Below are 18,339 nucleotides of genomic sequence, written 5' to 3' on the forward strand. Positions count from 1 at the left end.
ATTTTTTATTATTTTATTTTACAGTTTCTATTCTGGCGTCTTTTTCTTTTTCCGCCTCATAGATTCTTCTTCTTAAGTCACTGGTGGAAAATCTGTGATCTCTTTTATTGTAAAAGATTTCAATTCCTTTTTCTTCGCAGTACTGTTTCCCTGTAAAATCTCTATCCATGTAATCGTCTCCGATGATTCTTACATCAATTACAAAAGATTTCAGGATATCCAACAGGTCTTCTTCCGTATAATAAGGAATAATTTCGTCTACAGCATTCACCGCTTTCAGTTGAATATATCGTTCAACGATAGTCTGGCTTGGCTTATTTTTGTTGGGACGATCGTGGGATGGGTCGATCTGAAGTCCTACGATTAAATAGTCACATACAGTTTTAGCTTCTTCAAGCATTTTGATGTGCCCGGCATGCAATAAGTCAAATGAGGAAAATGTAATACCTATTCTTTGTGTCTTCATATTAATGTTAAATTAAAGCTTCGCTGAAATCAATATTCTAAACAGAAAATTCAGAGAAGGTGTTTTTATAATTTGTTTTTATGATCTTTTTTAAATTATTCTTTCATATGACACAGAATATTTCTCAATATCCAAGTCTATGAATTTCTGGTGTTCAGATATTTTTGCCATTCCCAAACCGTTCTTAAGGATTCTTCCAAAGACGTTTCGGACTTCCAGTTCAGTTCTTTCTGAGCCTTCTCAGGATTGGCATAAGCAACCGTAATATCTCCTTCTCTTCTCTCACAGATTTGATAAGGTACTTCTACATTATTTGCTTTTTCAAATGCTTTTACCACCTCCAACACTGATGAACCTTTTCCAGTTCCCAGGTTGTAAGTATCAATCACAGCATCTTTTGTCGGGTCTTCCATCAACTTCTTCAATGCTGCAACATGCGCTTTGGCAAGGTCAACAACATAAATATAATCCCGTACAGGTGTTCCGTCCTCTGTGGCATAATCATCGCCCCAAATATTCAGTTTCTCGCGCATTCCTGCAGCAGTCTGCATCACATAAGGTACTAAATTATTCGGAATTCCTATCGGCAGCTCTCCAAGTTTTGCAGATGGATGGGCTCCGATAGGATTAAAATATCTTAATACCGAAATTTTACGGTGATATGCTTTTGCAAAATCAATCAGGATTTCTTCTCCCATCTGTTTTGTTTTCCCATATACACTTTCAGGTTTTTTCAACTGAGTATTTTCATCTATCGGCATTACATCTGCCTGTCCGTATACGGTACATGATGAACTGAAAATAAAGTTAGAAATTCCTCTTTCTTTAAACTCCTGAAGAATATTAATTAATGAGAATAAATTATTTTCATAATAATCCACAGGTTTGATCTGACTCTCTCCTACCGCCTTAGAAGCTGCAAAATTGATACATCCATCAATCTGGTAAGCATCAAAAACCTGAGTAAGAAGTTCTTTTCTTCTCAAATCAAAAGGATAAAAGGCAGGTTTTGTCCCTGTAATTTCCTCTATATTGTTTAAAATAAATCTCTCCGAATTGGATAAATCATCTACAATAACCACTTCAAAGCCGCTATTGATAAGTTCTACTACAGTGTGAGAACCAATATATCCAAGCCCCCCGGTAACAAGTATTGCCATTTTTATTTTTAATCTTTGTGTTTTCCTATACTTTCTATTTCGTCTCCTGCTGGATGATGTTTAAAATAATTTATTAATACAACTGGGCCAACAACGAATATTATATTTAAAAATATATAAGAAAGTAAATATTTATTAGTAGGATTTTCTATTTTCTGATATTTACCATTAAAAATTACTGCATGAAAAATAAGCATTAAGAATAAAGAAATATTCAGATAAAAAAACATCTTTCTTGATTCTCTAAAAATACAAATAAATGTAGCAGTTAATAATGGAAGTATTAAAAAGTATAATACATAAATAAGTATTTTAAATGTATTATACTCTTCTTTTAATCCATAGCCTCTTAAAAAGATATTAAACATGTTATATGCAAAAAATATCATCCAGCAAAGGATAAAAATAATTGCAAAAAAATACGCAAACTTATGCTTTAATATTCTTTCTTCGTGGAGCATAATTTATCTCATAAACTCAAGCACTGCATCCGTAATATACTTCAGCTGCTCTTCGTCCAGTTCGGTATGCATAGGTAAAGAAATTACCTGATCCAGAAGCTTGTCTGTATTCACAAAATCAGCATCATTACTTTCCTGATAGTATGCTTTCTGCTTTCTTAATGCTACCGGATAGTAGATCATCGCAGGGATTTCTTTTTCTGTCAGGAATTTTTGAAGTTCGTTACGTTTTCCATTCAAAATTCTTAAAGTATACTGGTGGAATACGTGGGTAGAATTTTCCGCTCTTTTTGGAGTCAGAATATTTGGATTTCCTTCGAAAGCTTCATCATAGAAATCTGCAGCTCTTCTTCTTGCTTCGTTATAAGAATCAAGATGTGGAAGTTTCTTTCTTAAAACGGCCGCCTGAATGCTGTCTAAACGAGAGTTCACCCCTACTTCTTCATGGTAATATCTTTCGTACATACCGTGGTTTACAATACCTCTTAAACGGTGAGCCAGTTCGTCATTGTTCGTGAAAATAGCACCACCATCTCCGTAGCATCCCAGATTTTTTGAAGGGAAGAAAGAGGTTGTTCCTACCGTAGACATTGTTCCTGCCTGGTTTACACTCCCGTCAGAGAATGTGTATTCTGAACCAATTGCCTGAGCATTATCTTCGATAACGTATAAGTTGTGCTCTTCAGCAATTTTTAAAATCTCTTCCATATTGGCACACTGTCCGAAAATATGTACCGGGATAATCGCTTTTGTTCTTGGTGTAATTGCTTTCTTAATCTGTTCTGTAGAAATTGTGAATGTATCATAATCCACATCTACCAATACTGATTTTAATTTAAGCAGGTGAATTACTTCTACTGTTGCAGCAAAAGTAAAATCAGCTGTAATAATTTCGTCTCCTTCTTTCAGATCTAAAGCCATCAGAGCGATCTGTAAGGCATCTGTACCATTGGCACATGGAATCACATGTTTTACTTCTAAATAAGATTCCAATTCATTCTGGAAAGACTTTACTTCAGGACCGTTAATAAATGCTGCAGAATCCATTACATTCAAAACTGCATTGTCTACATCGTTCTTTATTTTATAATACTGACTTTGCAAGTCAACCATCTGAATTTTTTTCATATAATAAATATTTGTGTAAAAATAAGGAATTTAAAATCCTATCAAAAATTTTATTGATTTTGTTTTTATCTTTATACAAAATAATCTTATGAAAAAACTTTTACTCTTTTGTTTCCTAACTGGTTATCTCAACGTATCTGCACAGACGGAACTTGTTTTTGTTTATTTCACAGACAAGCCTAACAAAGCTGCGTTTTATGCGAATCCACTTTCGGAACTCAGTCAGAAATCACTCAACAGACGTACTGCATTAGGTGTTTCGCTTAATGATCAGGATGCTCCTATTGAACAATCTTACCTTCAAAACCTTCAAAATTTAGGGTTTGTAGTTACAGATTATTCCAAATGGCTCAACGGAGCAGCGGTAAATGCCACACCGGCACAAAAAACTTTACTTCAGTCCCAATCTTTTGTTTCATCCGTTGAAAGCTTTGCCAGAAACAATTCTACTACCATAAAAACGGCACCCGTAAAATGGAAAGATGATATTATCCTCAATAAAACACTGACCAATTTTAACTATGGTTCCGGTGCAGGACAAATAGACCAGGTCAATATACGGCCTCTTCACCTGGCCGGCTATACCGGAACTGGAATTTCTATAGCAGTAATTGATGCGGGATTTCCCACAGTGAACACAGGAACTGCTTTTTCAAGGTTATGGACAGGCAATCATATAAAGGCATCCTATGATTTTGTAACCAAAACCGGGGATATTTATAATACAGCGCTCAGTCCGCATGGTTCTGTCGTTTTAGGGGCTATCGGCGGCTACCTGGAAAATATTTTTGTAGGAGCTGCCCCCGATGCTGATTTCTATCTTTACCGCAGTGAAAATGCTGCCGTAGAGGTTCCGGAAGAAGAGTTATATTGGATTGAGGCGGCTGAAGAAGCAGACAGAAAAGGGGTGGAAATCATTACCTCATCACTGGGATATAATGTTTTTGATGATACCCGTTACAATTATACCTATGCAGATATGAATGGAAGTACTTCCTTCATTGCCCGCGGAGCAGAAATCGCTGCTGAAAAAGGAATCTTTGTACTTGCAGCTGCCGGAAATTCAGGACAGCAGCCATGGCATTATCTTATGACCCCATCCGATAATGCTAAAGTATTTTCTATCGGATCTGTAGATTCTGCCGGAAATGCATCGGGATTTTCTTCTTTCGGACCCAACTCTCTCGGAATGGTAAAACCTGACGGAAGTGCTCAGGGTACCGGTACCACAACAGTTTATGATAATGCAACTCTTATTGTGAACGGAACTTCTATTGCTACCCCCATTGCTGCGGGAGGTGTAGCGTGTCTTATCCAGGCATTTCCAACGATGAACAGAGAGCAAATAAGGACAAGATTAAGACAAACCGCTTCCCTGTATCCTGCTCATTCGGATCAGATAGGATATGGTATTCTTAATTTCGGAAGCTTGTACAACATCGTTCTGAATACTTCTGAACTCGTAAAAAAGGAAAAATTATCCATATTCCCCAATCCGGTTAAAAACATTCTCAATATCGCTTCAGAACAAGACATCATGTCTTTGGAAATCTATGATAACCTGGGAAGATTAATCAGAAAAAGTAATAACCAGAAATCGATAAAAGTAGAGGATTTTGCGAAAGGAACGTATTACCTGAAAATTCAGACAAAGGATAACGTTTTGTATGAAAAGTTCTTAAAGGAATAAAAAATTTGTTTCTCGCAGATTATACAGATTCATTATAACATAAACATTTGTGTGATCTGCGGGAGATATATTACTATTTTTGATCGTATTACAACATAAAAATAAGTTTGAGCTAAAGCTCCTTGAATGGTTTATAATAAAAAAACGGGCTAAAGCCCGTTTCTATTGATATTTCTGTCTTTTAAATAATTTAAGCTGAGTTTCTGCTCGCATTAATATTCCCGAATAAAGAACGTGTCACCAGTTTCCCATAAGCATCCAAATCACCTTCTCCTTTCTGAATCTTCATCAAGGCATATTGCTGGATACTCAACAATGGAAGTACAATCTTTTCACGGATCTTAACAGATTTTCTGGATAATGGATCTTCTTCCTGAAGCATTTTAAATCCTGTCAGCTCCAGCATGATATCTCTTGAAAGCTCGTATTCATCGAAAAGAACATTCCAGAAGGCACCGAACTTAGGATTGCTTTTGATATAATACGTTAAAGGGAAATAGGACTTGTTCATACTCATCATTGAGTTCAAAACTAAAGTTTTAAAGAAATCCGAACCTTTGTACAGTTCTCTTACTTCTTCAAATCTCCCTTGTTCTTTCATTTTCTGCATCGCATATCCAAAGCCAAAAAACCCGGGAACATTCTGCTTTAATTGTGACCAGGAACCTACAAATGGGATAGCTCTCAAGTCTTCAAATTTCAGTTCACTTCCATTTCCTCTTTTTGAAGGACGGCTTCCAATATTGGTTTTCCCATAATATTCCAATGTACTCATCTCCTGAAGATAGGGAACAAACATAGGATGGGCTTTCAGATCAGAATATTTCTGGTAACTGATATCTGCTAATTCTATAATTAAAGCTCTCTCCTTTTCTGTAAGGTCTTTCTTTGCATTTTTGAATACATCATTTTCTACCCCAGCCGTCAGCAGCTGCTCAAAGTTGTATTTTGCCTGTTCTTTATTTCCGAAAATACTGGTGATCGTCTGCCCCTGAATGGTCAGTTCAATTTTATTATTGGCAATCGTTTTCCCTTGGGAAGCATAAAAGTCGTGGGTTTTTCCTCCCCCTCTGGCTGGCGGACCTCCTCTGCCATCGAAGAATACAACTTTAATATTATTCTGTTCGGAAAGCTTTGTCAACAATTCTTTCGCTTTATAAATCTCCCAATTGGCTTTTAAATATCCTCCATCCTTTGTTCCATCTGAGAACCCAAGCATAATGGTCTGTTGATTTCCTCTTTTTTCAAGATGCTTTTTATACACAGGATTCTGATACAGTTCATTCATCACATGCTCAGCATTGGCAAGACCTTCCATCGTTTCAAAAAGCGGAACAATATCCATATTGATTTCTTCGTCCTTATACCCGCAAACTTTAAAGAATGCATAGACGTTCATCACATCTTTCACCGCATCAGAATTGGAAATAATATAGCGGTTCATTCCTCTCAGCCCGTTTAGGTTCTGAATGTCCGAAACCTGTGAAACTGTTAACAAGGTATCTTTTACAATATCTTCAAAACCTTCTGTATTTATTTTCTCAGAAACCTGAATCAGCTGATTGAACTTCTGTTCATCATCTGCCTCTTCTTTTCCATATACTTTTGCATAAACCTCATCAATGACTTTCTGATGAATCCTGCTGTCCTGGCGAATATCCAATGTAGCAAAGTGAGTCCCAAAGATCATTACACGATCTCTGAAATTAGCCAAAAGATCCAGAAACAAAGAGTTATGTTCATTCACCAATATTTTTTCTGCTTCATCAGCTTTCTTTAAAATATCTTCTGCCGTAATATTTTTTCCATCAAAAATGGCAGCATACAGTTCTTCGCTTAATTGGGTTAAAACTTCAGAAACCCCTCTGAAACTCAATCTTCTTCTGATGAATTTCAAATGGCTGTAATACGACTTCAGAATGGCTGAACGAAGTTCTTCCGCTACTCTTTTTGTCACATCAGCAGTTACAAAAGGATTTCCATCCCTATCGCCTCCAGGCCAGAAACCAAGCTGGATAATATCTTCATGAAGGTGGAAATGCCCGTTGCCAAACGTCTTTTTGATCTTTGTAAACAGCTCTCCAATGGTATCATAATACACATATCTCAGGTATGAAATAATACTCAGGGCTTCATCTATCGGAGTGGGTTTTTCTTTATTAACAAAAGGTGTTTTCCCCAGCTGCTGCAGAAGCATATCAATCTGAGTGACAGAATCACCGGCAATAGCGCCTCTTAAATCCTGAATAATTCTTTGTACTGAGCTTGGGTAAAACTGAGTGGGGTGTGCAGTAAATACAACCTTTATACTAAAATCCTTCAATTTTTCACGTACTTTTTCAATTTTATGATCCTGAAAAGAACGTTCAAAAAGATTGGTCACCGTACCGCTGTCGCTTTCAGAATGAAGGTTGGGAAATGCCGCATCTTCAATACTGTCAAACAAAACCACCTGTCTTTCTATATACTGAATGATTTTGAAAAGCAGTTCAAGCTTTTGCTCTTCATTCTGAAGATCGGTATGGTTTTTAAAAAACTCTTCAACGATATCTTCAGGGGTCTTCCCTGCTTCATAGCCGGTTCTGCTTTCTTCATAAAGAAACGGAAGCAGCATCCCAATATTCGTCATTTTATCATAAGGCAGGCTCATAAATAATGAATTGTAGATCTGGAACTTATTTTCCACAATCTGCCTGAATTTTTCTGCGCGTTGGTCGTGTATCATAGTAACAAATGTAAGTGATTTTGAAATTAATTAGATTGACAAATGACAAAAAATATAGTGATAAAAATGAAATTTATATTAATTTTTGTTCAGGAAAATTGATTAGTTTTGGCTTCCTTTTAAAAACTTACCATGATCAGATTCAACTTCAATGCCGATGTGAATATCAAAACAAATGGAAATAAGGTCGATAAAAAGGGACTGAAGGTCATTTTAATGGTATTTGGTTTGTTTTTTTTGCTTGTTATTTCTTCAATAATAGGTTTTCTCTTTTTCATTTCCAATAGTATAAACTCAATGCAACAGGCTGTGGATGATCACAATGAACAATTAGATTCGGTTGCTGCTTTACCGGTTCTGAAATGTAAAATCTATACTGATAAAGCCATCATCTCCCCTATGTCAGGAAAAGAGGCTGCATTCTATTTTCTTCGTGTTGGTTATGTTAATTATAGTACTTATAAAATGACCAAACGTCCATCTGAAATTTACGAAAAGTTTGATTACAGCGTCATTGCAAAGTATCCTAAAGGGGCTCAGCTTTCCGTCAATGGTCAATTATATCCTATTGATTTTAAACTATGCATCGCAGATAATATAAGTGGTGCAGAACATTTCACACAGGACACTTACTCCACCAATTACAAAACATCTTACTATTTAAAAAATTATAGACCAACAGAAAATCATAAGATTTCTCTCTTAAAAGATCAGCACCCATGGGTTAACTCATTTCTTGAACCCTATGGTTTAACGAATCTGCTGGTGAAAGAATATGTTTTTAAAAATGGTGATTCGGTTTATATCAAAGGTAAAATTGAAAATGGCCGAATTGTTCCGTTTGTGGAGCATATGATCAACTAAATGTTTTGATAAAAAAACAAAATAGACTTTCATATTGTTTTTATTGTTAAAGCATTAAAATAAAGATAGTTTAAATATATTGATTCATCAATTTCAATCAAAAGAGGAATGCCCACCTTTTAAAAAAACAGTAATTTTATAGATTATTTAAATATCTATGGGATATATCAGAGAATATTACGAACAGATTGTCAAGCTTCAGGAATCGGAATGGGCATTTATAGCGGGACATTTCCACAGAAAAGTTTTTGCTAAGAATGAAATTTTAACTCAGCAGGGCGATACAGAGAATTATTTATCTTTTATAGAGTCCGGGCTGGTAAGATTTTATATTCCTGATGATGAGTATGGCTATACTTTCAGTTTTAGTTTTGAAAAAGAATTCAGCTGTGCCTATGATTCTTTTCTTACCCAAACTCCTTCTGAGTATGAAATGCAAGCTCTGACAGAGACTGTGGTATGGCAGATTTCCTATGATGATCTGCAGAAGATCTACAGCCAGACTAATGTAGGGAATCATTTGGGACGTTTTGCTTCTGAGAAACTGTTTCTGGCCAAAAGCAAAAGAGAGCTTTCTTTACTAAAACTTACAGCTAAGGAACGCTATCTGAAGTTATTTACAGAACAACCGGAAATGCTGAGACGTGTTCCTTTAAAATATATTGCTTCCTACATCGGAATTACACCGCAGGCTTTAAGCAGAATCCGCAGACAGATTAATTAACATAGGTTCATTGTATATCCTTTCTCTTCTGCTGAACTTTGCTGAAAAATACGACAATGAATTTATCTATTCTCGCCTATGGAAATCGCATTTTAAAGCAGAAATGCCTGCAGATTGAAAAAAATACTCCTGACCTACAGACATTGATTGCCGACATGTGGGATACGATGGAAAATGCCAATGGCTGCGGTCTGTCCTCTTCTCAAATCGGAAAACCTTTACAGCTTTTCATTGCTGACAGTCAAGTGGCTTTTGAAAATTTTGATTCGGAAGACCGAATCCTGTACTTTGAGAAAAATGACAAAGGCATAAAAGAAACTTTTATCAATGCAAAAATCATCCACACTTCCGAAGAAACCTGGGAAGATTATGAAGGATGTCTGAGTATTCCCGGACTTTCTCAAAAGGTAAAGAGACCCTGGGAAATTACTATTGAATATCTGGATCAGGATTTTATAAAGCATACTAAAGTCTTCAGGGGTTTAACAGCCAGAATTATCCAGCATGAATATGATCACACGCAGGGAATTTTATATACCGACCGCCTGAAACCTCTTACAAAAAAATTGATAGAGTCTAAGCTTAAAAAAATTGTCTGCGGGAATATTGCTGTGGGATATCCGATGAAGTTTTTATAATTTTGATTACAAAACATTAATAACTAATTTTACTCTTCACACCATCCATAATCCATGAAAAAAATATTTACCTTTTTACTCATAACACTTCTGTTCATCTCTTGTGAAAAAGATTGTTACAATGCACCCCTGCCGATCCTTTTTAAGTTTGTAGACTCTAATGATGAAAATCTTATTGCCAACGGGACATTAACTACCTATTCAATTCAGGAAGAAAATAATGCCAGTGTGCAATTATCCAAAACATCCGACAATATGATTATTTTGGAAAACGTGGGTGCCTATAATGGTACAAAAAAATATAGTTTCTCTTCCAATATTAAATCTTTTGATTTTTCAATCCAATCATCAGAATTTAAAGGAGGTTGTGATGGCTATCAAATCAATAAATTAACATTTACAGGCATAGGTATTGATGTAACTGATGAAAAAGGATATTATAAAATTGTATTCAAATAATTCTCTTCCTTAAATTTGCACTGGAAACCCATTCTTTATGAAAGTAATCATCGCATTTTCTCTGATATTCTCCAATCTGCTTTACAGCCAGATCAAAGTTCCTGATGATTATAAAAAAATTCCTGATATTCTTGACACCGTAGATTATCTCTACCCGTTTATTATACCGGCTAAAGAATATGCTTACTGGCGCGTTTTCAGCAATGATATTGATTATGAAAAAGCAGTGATCTATGAAAGTCAGGCTCCCGATTTTATGACGATCAATGAACCTGTTCCTGAAAGAGGTTTCTTCCAGAAATGTATTGGAAACAACTGTTTTTCATATATTCTGGCGTGCAAAAATGAAAGATCTGTTTATTTTTCTAATGAACAGCAGTTGAGAGATTTTATCGGAACGGTGGATAATCTTCCGGAAGCTATTTTACTCGCAAAAACTTATGGTTATTCTGTAGATACCAGTAACCGCTTTACCGGAGCCTATAAAATGGAAGACCGCCATATTTCTATGTATCTTATGCAGTCTAAGGGCTGCCCGGCTGTGAAAGAATCTTTTTTAGTTAAAATCAATAGAAAAACCGGGAAACTGGAAGCAAAAAGTAATGGTATTTATGCTAAGGATGAGAACTGTTCTTCTTTGTAGTAATTTTTTGAAAACGCTAAGGCGCAAATAAATTTACAAATGCTATGCTTTAAGACGCAAGGATTTTATCTTTGATAAAATTGATAACCAAATATTTTAAACCATTAAGATTTTTTAAGCTGATAAGAATAGTTAAGGGAATAGCTAAAGCTATTTTTTAGTGACCTGCTTTATTTCCCCTTCAGAGATAGGTCTTAATTATTCTTCACTTCTTCACAGATCTTAATGGTTTAATTTTAATACTGCTTCTTTTATATATTAATCGCTCCCTGCCTAGAAGCAATCAGGTAAGCTTCTTTCAAAGTTTCAGAATAGGTTGGATGGGCATAGGAAATACGGAACATATCTTCTGCGGTCACTTCAAATTCCTGGGCAATAACACCTTGGGCAATCAAATCGGCAGCTCTGGCTCCAATGATATGAACACCCAGCACTTCACCATATTTCGGATCTACCAAAACTTTGGCAAAACCTTCCATATCCATTGAAGCCCGGGCCCTTGCACTGGCTGAAAATGGGAATTTCCCTACATTATAGGCTATATTATTTTTTTTCAGATATTCCTCGGTATATCCTACTGAGGCTACTTCCGGCCAGGTATACACCACAGAAGGAATTCGGTTGTAATGGATGTGGTGTTTTTGCCCGTTAATGGTTTCTGCTACAAAAACTCCTTCTTCTTCAGCTTTGTGAGCCAGCATGGCTCCTCCAATAACATCTCCGATAGCATAGATATTGGAAGCTGATGTCTGATTATTTTCATTCACTTTAATAAATCCTCTCTCATCAATCTGTATATCTGTGTTTTCAAGACCGAGACCTTTTACATAAGGACTTCTTCCTACCGCCACCAAAATATAGTCTGCTTCCAACTCTCCTTCTGCCCCATTTTTATCTTTAAAAAACACTTTGGCTGCAGAACCTGTATTCTCCGTTTTATAAACAGCCTGATTAAGACGAATATCAATTCCTTCTTTTTTAAGAATTTTCTGGAGATTTTTTCCCAGTTCATGATCCATCGCAGCAATCAGGTGGTCAGCATATTCCAGAATGGTTACTTTCGTTCCGATACGGCTGAAAATAGAAGCCATTTCTACCCCGATTACTCCTCCTCCAATAATTACCATGGATTCCGGTTTTTCTTGTAAAGACAATGCTTCCGTGGAAGTAATGATTCTCTTTTTATCAATTTCCACTCCCGGAATGCTTGAAGGCTTTGATCCTGTCGCAATGATATAATGTTTTGCGGTAATCTCTTTTACTTCAGATCCATTTATAATTTTCACAGTAGAATTATTGACAAATCCTGCTGTTCCTGTCAGCCTTGTAATTTTATTTTTATTCATTAAAAAGTCGAGACCTCCGGTATTCTTTGAGACCACATCTGACTTTCTCCTGTACATTTGTGAGAAATCGAGCTCAATCTCATCTAGCTTAATCCCGTGTTCATTGAATTTATGCTGTGCATCTGCATAATGATGGGTACTGTCCAGTAAAGCTTTAGTTGGAATACAGCCTACATTGGTACATGTTCCCCCCAAGGTATCATACTTTTCTATAATTACTGTTTTATATCCCAGCTGTGCACTTCTTATCGCTGCTACATATCCACCAGGTCCTGAGCCTATTACGGCAATGTCATAATGATCCATTTGATTTATTAATTTTTTATGATTAAATTTACTTGCAAAACAAAAGTAAAATTAATACAAACACTTTTATTTTGCAAGTATTATTTTAACATTAACAAAATGAGTAAAAAAAGATCCACCTGCCCGATCAGCTGTTCACTGGAAATGTGGGGTGACAAATGGTCCCTGCTCATCATAAGAGATCTTATGCTGAAAAAAGAATGTACCTATGGAGACTTTCTTAAAGCAGATGAAAAAATTGCTACCAATATCCTGGCTTCCAGGCTTCAGAATCTATTGGACAATGGCATTATTGATAAGAAAGACCATCCGGACAGCAAATTGAAAATTCTGTATTTTCTGACTCAAAAAGGAATTGACCTTATTCCTGTAATTGTGGAGATCAATCTTTGGGGAGATCAATACCTGACTATTCCTGATGACCGGAAAAAGCTTCTGGAAGACATAAAAAGAGATAAGGAAGATTTTATAAAAAGAGCAAAAGCCTATCTTTCTCCTGAAATTTAATGGACTTGTGAAAGGATATAAAAAGAAATATTACCAATACTTCTAAACAGCTAACGGTAATAGTTTTCATAAAATTTAATAATAGCAATTTTAAAATTTCATTAACTCAGTTTTCCTTTTTCATTCCGTAAATTTGACTAAAATAAATTTAGAACAATGCTTAATTTCGAGTTTAAAAATCCTACAAAAATACTTTTCGGGAAAGGCGAAATCGCTAAAATTTCCAAAGAAATTCCTAAGGATGCAAGAATATTAATGATTTATGGTGGTGGAAGCATCAAAAATAATGGGGTATACGATCAGGTAAAAGAAGCTTTGAAAGATCATGAAGTATATGAATTTGGCGGAGTTCCTGCCAATCCGGAATACGAAGTCTTAATCAATGCCCTTAGCTTTATTAAAGAAAAAAATATCACTTATCTTCTTGCTGTAGGTGGCGGATCTGTGATTGACGGAACCAAGTTTATCTCTGCGGCAGCCCATTATGATGGTGAGCCATGGGATATTCTGAAAATGCCAGTAAGAACATTTGAAGGGCAGGGAATGCCTTTTGGAAGTATTCTGACGCTTCCTGCAACAGGTTCTGAGATGAATTCAGGCTATGTAATCTCAAGGAGAGAAACCAACGAAAAACTATCTTCAGGAGGTCCTGGACTTTTCCCACAATTTTCTGTGTTAGATCCGGAAGTCATCAGATCCATTCCAAAAAACCAAATCGTTAACGGAATTACAGATGCGTACACTCACGTATTGGAGCAATATATGACGGCTCCTTCCTCTGCAGATCTTCAGGAGAGAATCGCAGAAAGCATTCTGATCAGTCTTCAGGAAACAGCTCCTAAAGTGTTGGCCGATGACTTCAATTACGATGCTGCCGGAAACTTTATGTGGTGCTGTACAATGGCTCTGAACGGACTTATTCAGAAAGGAGTGATTACAGACTGGGCAGTACACGCTATGGGACACGAACTGACCGCTTATTTCGGTATCGATCACGCGAGAACCCTGGCGATCATTGCTCCATCACATTACCGTTACAATTTTGAAGATAAAAAAGGAAAACTGGCACAATATGCTGAGAGAGTTTGGGGAATAAAAGACGGAACTGTAGAAGAAAAAGCAGAACTGGGAATCAAAAAAATGGAAGAATTCTTCCACAGCCTTCACATTAAAACCAAACTTTCTGAATATACAGAAGATTTTAACGGAACGGCTGAAAAGGTTGAAAAAGCCTTTACAGAAAGAAACTGGATAGGCCTTGGAGAGTATAAAAAACTGACTCCGCAGGATGCTTATAAGATTGTAGAGATGAGCTACTAGGAATTTAAAGTTTCAACTTTAAAGTTATGATATCCCGTTTTAAGTTTTGACTGAAGCTGGATTGAATGAAAATATATGGTAAGCGGGCTTCAGCCCGCTTCTTTTGGTTTTGGTTGTTGTATTAAAAATTCTTTATTTCTTTAAATCAATTTTAATATTTTAACTGCTTTATCTGCTCAAAAATAGTGATTCGCTGTTCAGAATTATTCAATTTACAAACATTCGTTTAAAAATTCGTTATTTCATTATAGATATTTCAAATTTATTTATATTTTAGCATATTCTTAAATTTGTGAAAATGAAAAAACAGCTACTTTTATTTGCCTTTTCTGCCCTAGCGCTTACTTCTTGTAAAGATGACAATCTTGATGCATACGAAATGGATATCATGAAGGGAGATTGGAAGGAAGTTAAAAGGGAAGTAATTTCCGGAAAAGATAATAAAACAGTGCTTTATACTGAAACTTTAACAGGGTGTGCAACCAAAAATACTCTTTTCTTAAGAACAGATTATTATGTAAGCTACACAGCGTATACGGGAGAAGGAGCCAACTGTACTGCAGCTCCGAAAACTGAAGGAAGATATACCTATGATGCTGATTCAAAGATTATAGGAATCAAACTTGGTGATGATGCATCAATCAACTACAGAGTGGAGGTTTTAACAGGCAAAGATCTTAAACTTGCTCAGCAATCAGGAATCTTTGATATGAATGGAGATAAAATTCCTGACATTCCTTACGTTACCTACAAAAGATAAATCATAGACTCCCGTTAATCGGGAGTTTTTTATTATTTTTATATCTAATTTAAAACTGAATATAATGAAGAAGATTCTTACAGCATTTCTATTGCTGTGTTTTACTATTGCCTTTTCTCAGGAAAAAAAGCCGATGTTCTGGCAGGACATTCAGGAATTCAAAAAACAGGATCAGCAAAACCCGCCACAAAAGGATGCTATTTTATTTCTGGGAAGCTCATCATTCACCAAATGGACTGACATCGCTGATTATTTCCCTGACAAAACGATTATCAACAGAGGATTTGGGGGATCAAGGCTTACAGATCTTAATGATTTTGCGAATGATCTTTTAGCTCCTTATCAACCTAAGCAGATCATTATTTACTGCGGTGAAAATGATTTTGCAGACAATCATCAGTTAAAAGCACAGGTCGTTGTCGACAGATACAAAGCTTTTTATAAAAAAATACGTGAACGATTTCCTGCTATTGAAGTAGATTATATCTCAATCAAATACTCGCCGAGCAGAGAGGTGATCTGGCCACAAATGAAAGCGGCCAACAAAAAGATCGCTGCTTTTATGAAAAAAGAACCTCATGCCGCATTCATTGATGTGACTAAAGCAATGGAAGATGCTAACGGAAATGTAAGAAAAGATATTTTCGTGGAAGATATGCTTCATTTTAAGCCGGAAGGGTATAAAATCTGGACTAAAATAATTACTCCTTATCTGAAATAAACTACAACCCATGATAAAAAAACCAATAACCACTCTTTTTTTTGTTTTACTGTATTCTCTTTCATTTTCTCAGGAAAAACCAAATGAAAAAACAGTTCTTCAGGAACTTTCAGGCAATGCCTGTAAGTGTGCCGATTCTATTAGTCTGTCTAACCGGAAGAAGGAAGATATCCTAAAAGATGTTCATGAATGTATTGATAAATACACAGGAGCACTTCAGATCTCAACTCTTTTGAAAGGAGCAGAAAAACAGTCAGAAAAAGCCCCTGAAGTGAACGGAAAAAAGCAGATTAACCTGACTTTTAACACCAATAAAAATTCACAGCAGTACAAAGACAGTTATAATGAAATTGAGCGCTATCTGATGCAAAACTGCGGAAGTGTAAAAAAAGCTACTCAAACTACTGAAACCAGCTATGACAAGTTCTCAAAGAATAATACGGCCATTGATTTCTATCAGAAAGCTGCTGAAGCAGGGAAATTGGAAAACTGGAAGGATGCGATCCAATACTATGAACAGGCTGTAAAAATTGATCCAAAATTCATTTATGCCTGGGATAATCTGGGAATCACCTATAGAAGAGTGGGAGAATATGATAAGGCTCTTCATGCTTATAAACAGTCTTTAGCAGCTGATCCAACAGGTAAAATGCCTTTACAGAATATTGCCATAACGTATGTTTATAAGAAGGAATACCAGAAGGCTATTGATGCGTATAATGATTTTGACAAAGCATATCCAGGTGATCCGGAGGTTTATTATGGAATGGGACAAGTTTACTTTACTCATTTGAAAAATAATGAGAAGGGACTCGATAATATCTGCAAAGCTTACACAATTTATACTGAGCAGAAATCTCCTTACCGTTCTGATGCAGAAACCATGATAGGTTATATCTACAAAAGCATGAAGGAGGAAGGCAAAACAGATAAGTTTAAGGAAATTTTAAAAAACAACAAGATCCAATTTGATTAAAAAAATAAAAACTCCCAAAAAATGGGAGTTTTTATTTTTCTTATTTCTTTCTTTTCGATTTCGATATTGCTTTCTGCTGAGCTCTGTTGGCTCCGAATTTCTTAGGCGTCTTTCTTTTGGAAGGACCACCCCAGTTTTCTTTTGTATTTTTACTTTTCTTCTCGTGGAAAGCTCCTCCTCCGTCATTCAGTTTTACCTGTACAGGGTTTTTCATGACAACCTGATCTTCTTCAGCAGCGATCTTTTTAGGATTGATCTTAACGTCTTCCGGGAATTCATTAAACTTCAATTCTTTATCCATCAATAGCTCTATATCAAGAATCAAAGGTTCTTCTTTTTTAGCTACAAAAGTAATTGCCTTTCCTTCTTTATCTGCTCTACCTGTTCTACCGATTCTGTGGATATACTGTTCCGGAATATCAGGTGTTTCAAAGTTGATCACATGGGTAATGTTTGAAATATCAAGACCTCTTGCCATTACATCCGTAGTAATCAAACCTCTGATCTCTTCATTTTCAAAACTTTTCATCGCTTTCAGCCTGTAATTCTGAGATTTGTTCGAGTGAATCACATCAAACTGCTCAGGGAAAAGCTCATCAATTTTGGTAAAGAGCAGGTCAGCATGTTTTTTATTATTATTAAAGATCAGCACCTTAGACATATCTGTATTGTTCTTCAGTAAATGTTCAAGTAAATTGATCTTCGTATTAAAGTTTTCTACTTTATAAGCAGTCTGTTCTATTTTTTCAAGCGGCGTTCCAGATTTTGCCAATGAAATTTCTATCGGATTTGCAAAATACACATCCAGCATTTCATCTACGGCTTCTGTCATGGTTGCAGAGAAAAGAATATTCTGTCTCTTCGCCTTCATCATTTCAAAAATATGGGTAAGCTGCGGTCTGAAACCTAAGTTAAGCATCTCATCAAATTCGTCAATGATCAGTTTCTGAACTTCTTTCAGAGAAATAGCATTATCTATGGAAAGGTCCATCACTCTTCCCGGAGTTCCAACCAAAATATCACAACCATTATTGAATAACAATTTCTGAGTATTAATATTTTTCCCTCCGTATATTCCAATGACTCTTGCAGTAATATTTTCTGTCAGTTTCTCAAGAATTTCAGTTACCTGCACTACCAATTCTCTTGTAGGAACAAGCACCAAAACAGTTGGATTCCCTGTTTTGCTGTATTTCCAGGCTTTAAGAACGGGTAAAAGATAAGCTAATGTTTTCCCGGTTCCCGTCTGCGCAATTCCCATCACATCTCTCCCTGAAAGAATAGGCTTCAAGCTTTTCTCCTGAATGGGTGTAGGCTCAAATAATTCTAAATCCGCTAAAACATCAAGAATTTTAACCGGCAGGTCAAAATCTGCAAAAGTGAGTTTTTCCATTTTGCAAAGATAGGTATTTAATTAGAAGTTGAAAATTAGAGGCAGCAGATAT

18 protein-coding genes are annotated in these 18,339 nt (G+C 36.0%); 11 read left to right on the forward strand and 7 right to left on the reverse strand.

Annotation, left to right across the window (positions count from 1 at the left end):
* Positions 1-13: 13 nt before the first annotated feature.
* From DBR39_RS20330 to DBR39_RS20345, 4 genes are all read right to left on the reverse strand, one after another.
* On the reverse strand, positions 14-466 hold the full coding sequence (locus DBR39_RS20330; RefSeq protein ID WP_124536150.1) for an adenylyltransferase/cytidyltransferase family protein: 453 nt from the start codon (positions 464-466) through the stop codon (positions 14-16).
* A 137-nt stretch (positions 467-603) separates the two neighbouring features.
* Positions 604-1,626, reverse strand: a complete 1,023-nt coding sequence (galE, locus tag DBR39_RS20335) for a UDP-glucose 4-epimerase GalE (protein WP_124536152.1) — start codon at positions 1,624-1,626, stop codon at positions 604-606.
* Between the two features lie 8 nt (positions 1,627-1,634).
* Positions 1,635-2,087: a hypothetical protein gene (locus DBR39_RS20340; RefSeq protein WP_124536154.1), complete on the reverse strand. Its 453-nt coding sequence runs from the start codon at positions 2,085-2,087 to the stop codon at positions 1,635-1,637.
* A gap of 3 nt (positions 2,088-2,090) precedes the next feature.
* A complete protein-coding gene (locus tag DBR39_RS20345; protein WP_124536156.1) occupies positions 2,091-3,215 on the reverse strand; it encodes a DegT/DnrJ/EryC1/StrS family aminotransferase in 1,125 nt (374 codons plus the stop codon).
* 88 nt (positions 3,216-3,303) lie between these two features.
* Here DBR39_RS20345 and DBR39_RS20350 point away from each other — a divergent pair, with 88 nt between their 5' ends.
* A complete protein-coding gene (locus tag DBR39_RS20350; protein ID WP_124536158.1) occupies positions 3,304-4,905 on the forward strand; it encodes a S8/S53 family peptidase in 1,602 nt (533 codons plus the stop codon).
* A gap of 190 nt (positions 4,906-5,095) precedes the next feature.
* On the opposite strand, the gene DBR39_RS20355 is transcribed toward DBR39_RS20350, so the two are convergent.
* Positions 5,096-7,630, reverse strand: coding sequence for a phosphoenolpyruvate carboxylase (locus DBR39_RS20355; RefSeq protein WP_124536160.1), 2,535 nt, complete (start codon positions 7,628-7,630; stop codon positions 5,096-5,098).
* Between the two features lie 132 nt (positions 7,631-7,762).
* Here DBR39_RS20355 and DBR39_RS20360 point away from each other — a divergent pair, with 132 nt between their 5' ends.
* From DBR39_RS20360 to DBR39_RS20380, 5 genes are all read left to right on the forward strand, one after another.
* Positions 7,763-8,494 (forward strand): hypothetical protein, encoded by a 732-nt coding sequence (locus tag DBR39_RS20360; RefSeq protein WP_124536162.1) that lies wholly within the window; start codon positions 7,763-7,765, stop codon positions 8,492-8,494.
* 157 nt (positions 8,495-8,651) lie between these two features.
* Positions 8,652-9,218 (forward strand): Crp/Fnr family transcriptional regulator, encoded by a 567-nt coding sequence (locus DBR39_RS20365; RefSeq protein WP_124536164.1) that lies wholly within the window; start codon positions 8,652-8,654, stop codon positions 9,216-9,218.
* Positions 9,219-9,274: 56 nt separating this feature from the next.
* Entirely contained in the window at positions 9,275-9,856 is a 582-nt protein-coding gene (def, locus tag DBR39_RS20370; RefSeq protein WP_124536166.1) for a peptide deformylase, read from the forward strand.
* A 54-nt stretch (positions 9,857-9,910) separates the two neighbouring features.
* Positions 9,911-10,315 carry a hypothetical protein gene (locus tag DBR39_RS20375; RefSeq protein WP_124536168.1) on the forward strand — a complete coding sequence of 135 codons (405 nt, stop codon included), beginning with the start codon at positions 9,911-9,913 and terminating at the stop codon, positions 10,313-10,315.
* Between the two features lie 37 nt (positions 10,316-10,352).
* On the forward strand, positions 10,353-10,958 hold the full coding sequence (locus tag DBR39_RS20380) for a hypothetical protein (RefSeq protein ID WP_124536170.1): 606 nt from the start codon (positions 10,353-10,355) through the stop codon (positions 10,956-10,958).
* Positions 10,959-11,209: 251 nt separating this feature from the next.
* Here the strand turns inward: DBR39_RS20380 and lpdA are convergent, their stop codons facing one another.
* On the reverse strand, positions 11,210-12,610 hold the full coding sequence (lpdA, locus tag DBR39_RS20385) for a dihydrolipoyl dehydrogenase (RefSeq protein ID WP_124536172.1): 1,401 nt from the start codon (positions 12,608-12,610) through the stop codon (positions 11,210-11,212).
* Positions 12,611-12,709: 99 nt separating this feature from the next.
* Between lpdA and DBR39_RS20390 the strand changes: the two genes are divergently transcribed.
* From DBR39_RS20390 to DBR39_RS20410, 5 genes are all read left to right on the forward strand, one after another.
* On the forward strand, positions 12,710-13,117 hold the full coding sequence (locus DBR39_RS20390) for a winged helix-turn-helix transcriptional regulator (RefSeq protein ID WP_124536174.1): 408 nt from the start codon (positions 12,710-12,712) through the stop codon (positions 13,115-13,117).
* A gap of 156 nt (positions 13,118-13,273) precedes the next feature.
* The gene (locus DBR39_RS20395; RefSeq protein WP_124536176.1) at positions 13,274-14,437 is read left to right on the forward strand and encodes an iron-containing alcohol dehydrogenase; all 1,164 of its coding nucleotides are present in this window, start codon (positions 13,274-13,276) and stop codon (positions 14,435-14,437) included.
* 298 nt (positions 14,438-14,735) lie between these two features.
* Entirely contained in the window at positions 14,736-15,197 is a 462-nt protein-coding gene (locus DBR39_RS20400; protein ID WP_124536178.1) for a lipocalin family protein, read from the forward strand.
* A gap of 64 nt (positions 15,198-15,261) precedes the next feature.
* Positions 15,262-15,918 carry a GDSL-type esterase/lipase family protein gene (locus DBR39_RS20405; protein ID WP_124536180.1) on the forward strand — a complete coding sequence of 219 codons (657 nt, stop codon included), beginning with the start codon at positions 15,262-15,264 and terminating at the stop codon, positions 15,916-15,918.
* Between the two features lie 10 nt (positions 15,919-15,928).
* Positions 15,929-16,894 (forward strand): tetratricopeptide repeat protein, encoded by a 966-nt coding sequence (locus tag DBR39_RS20410; protein ID WP_124536182.1) that lies wholly within the window; start codon positions 15,929-15,931, stop codon positions 16,892-16,894.
* Between the two features lie 40 nt (positions 16,895-16,934).
* Here the strand turns inward: DBR39_RS20410 and DBR39_RS20415 are convergent, their stop codons facing one another.
* Positions 16,935-18,287 (reverse strand): DEAD/DEAH box helicase, encoded by a 1,353-nt coding sequence (locus DBR39_RS20415; RefSeq protein WP_124536184.1) that lies wholly within the window; start codon positions 18,285-18,287, stop codon positions 16,935-16,937.
* Between the last annotated feature and the right edge of the window lie 52 nt (positions 18,288-18,339).

This window comes from Chryseobacterium sp. KBW03 (assembly GCF_003852415.1).
Lineage (GTDB): Bacteria > Bacteroidota > Bacteroidia > Flavobacteriales > Weeksellaceae > Chryseobacterium > Chryseobacterium viscerum.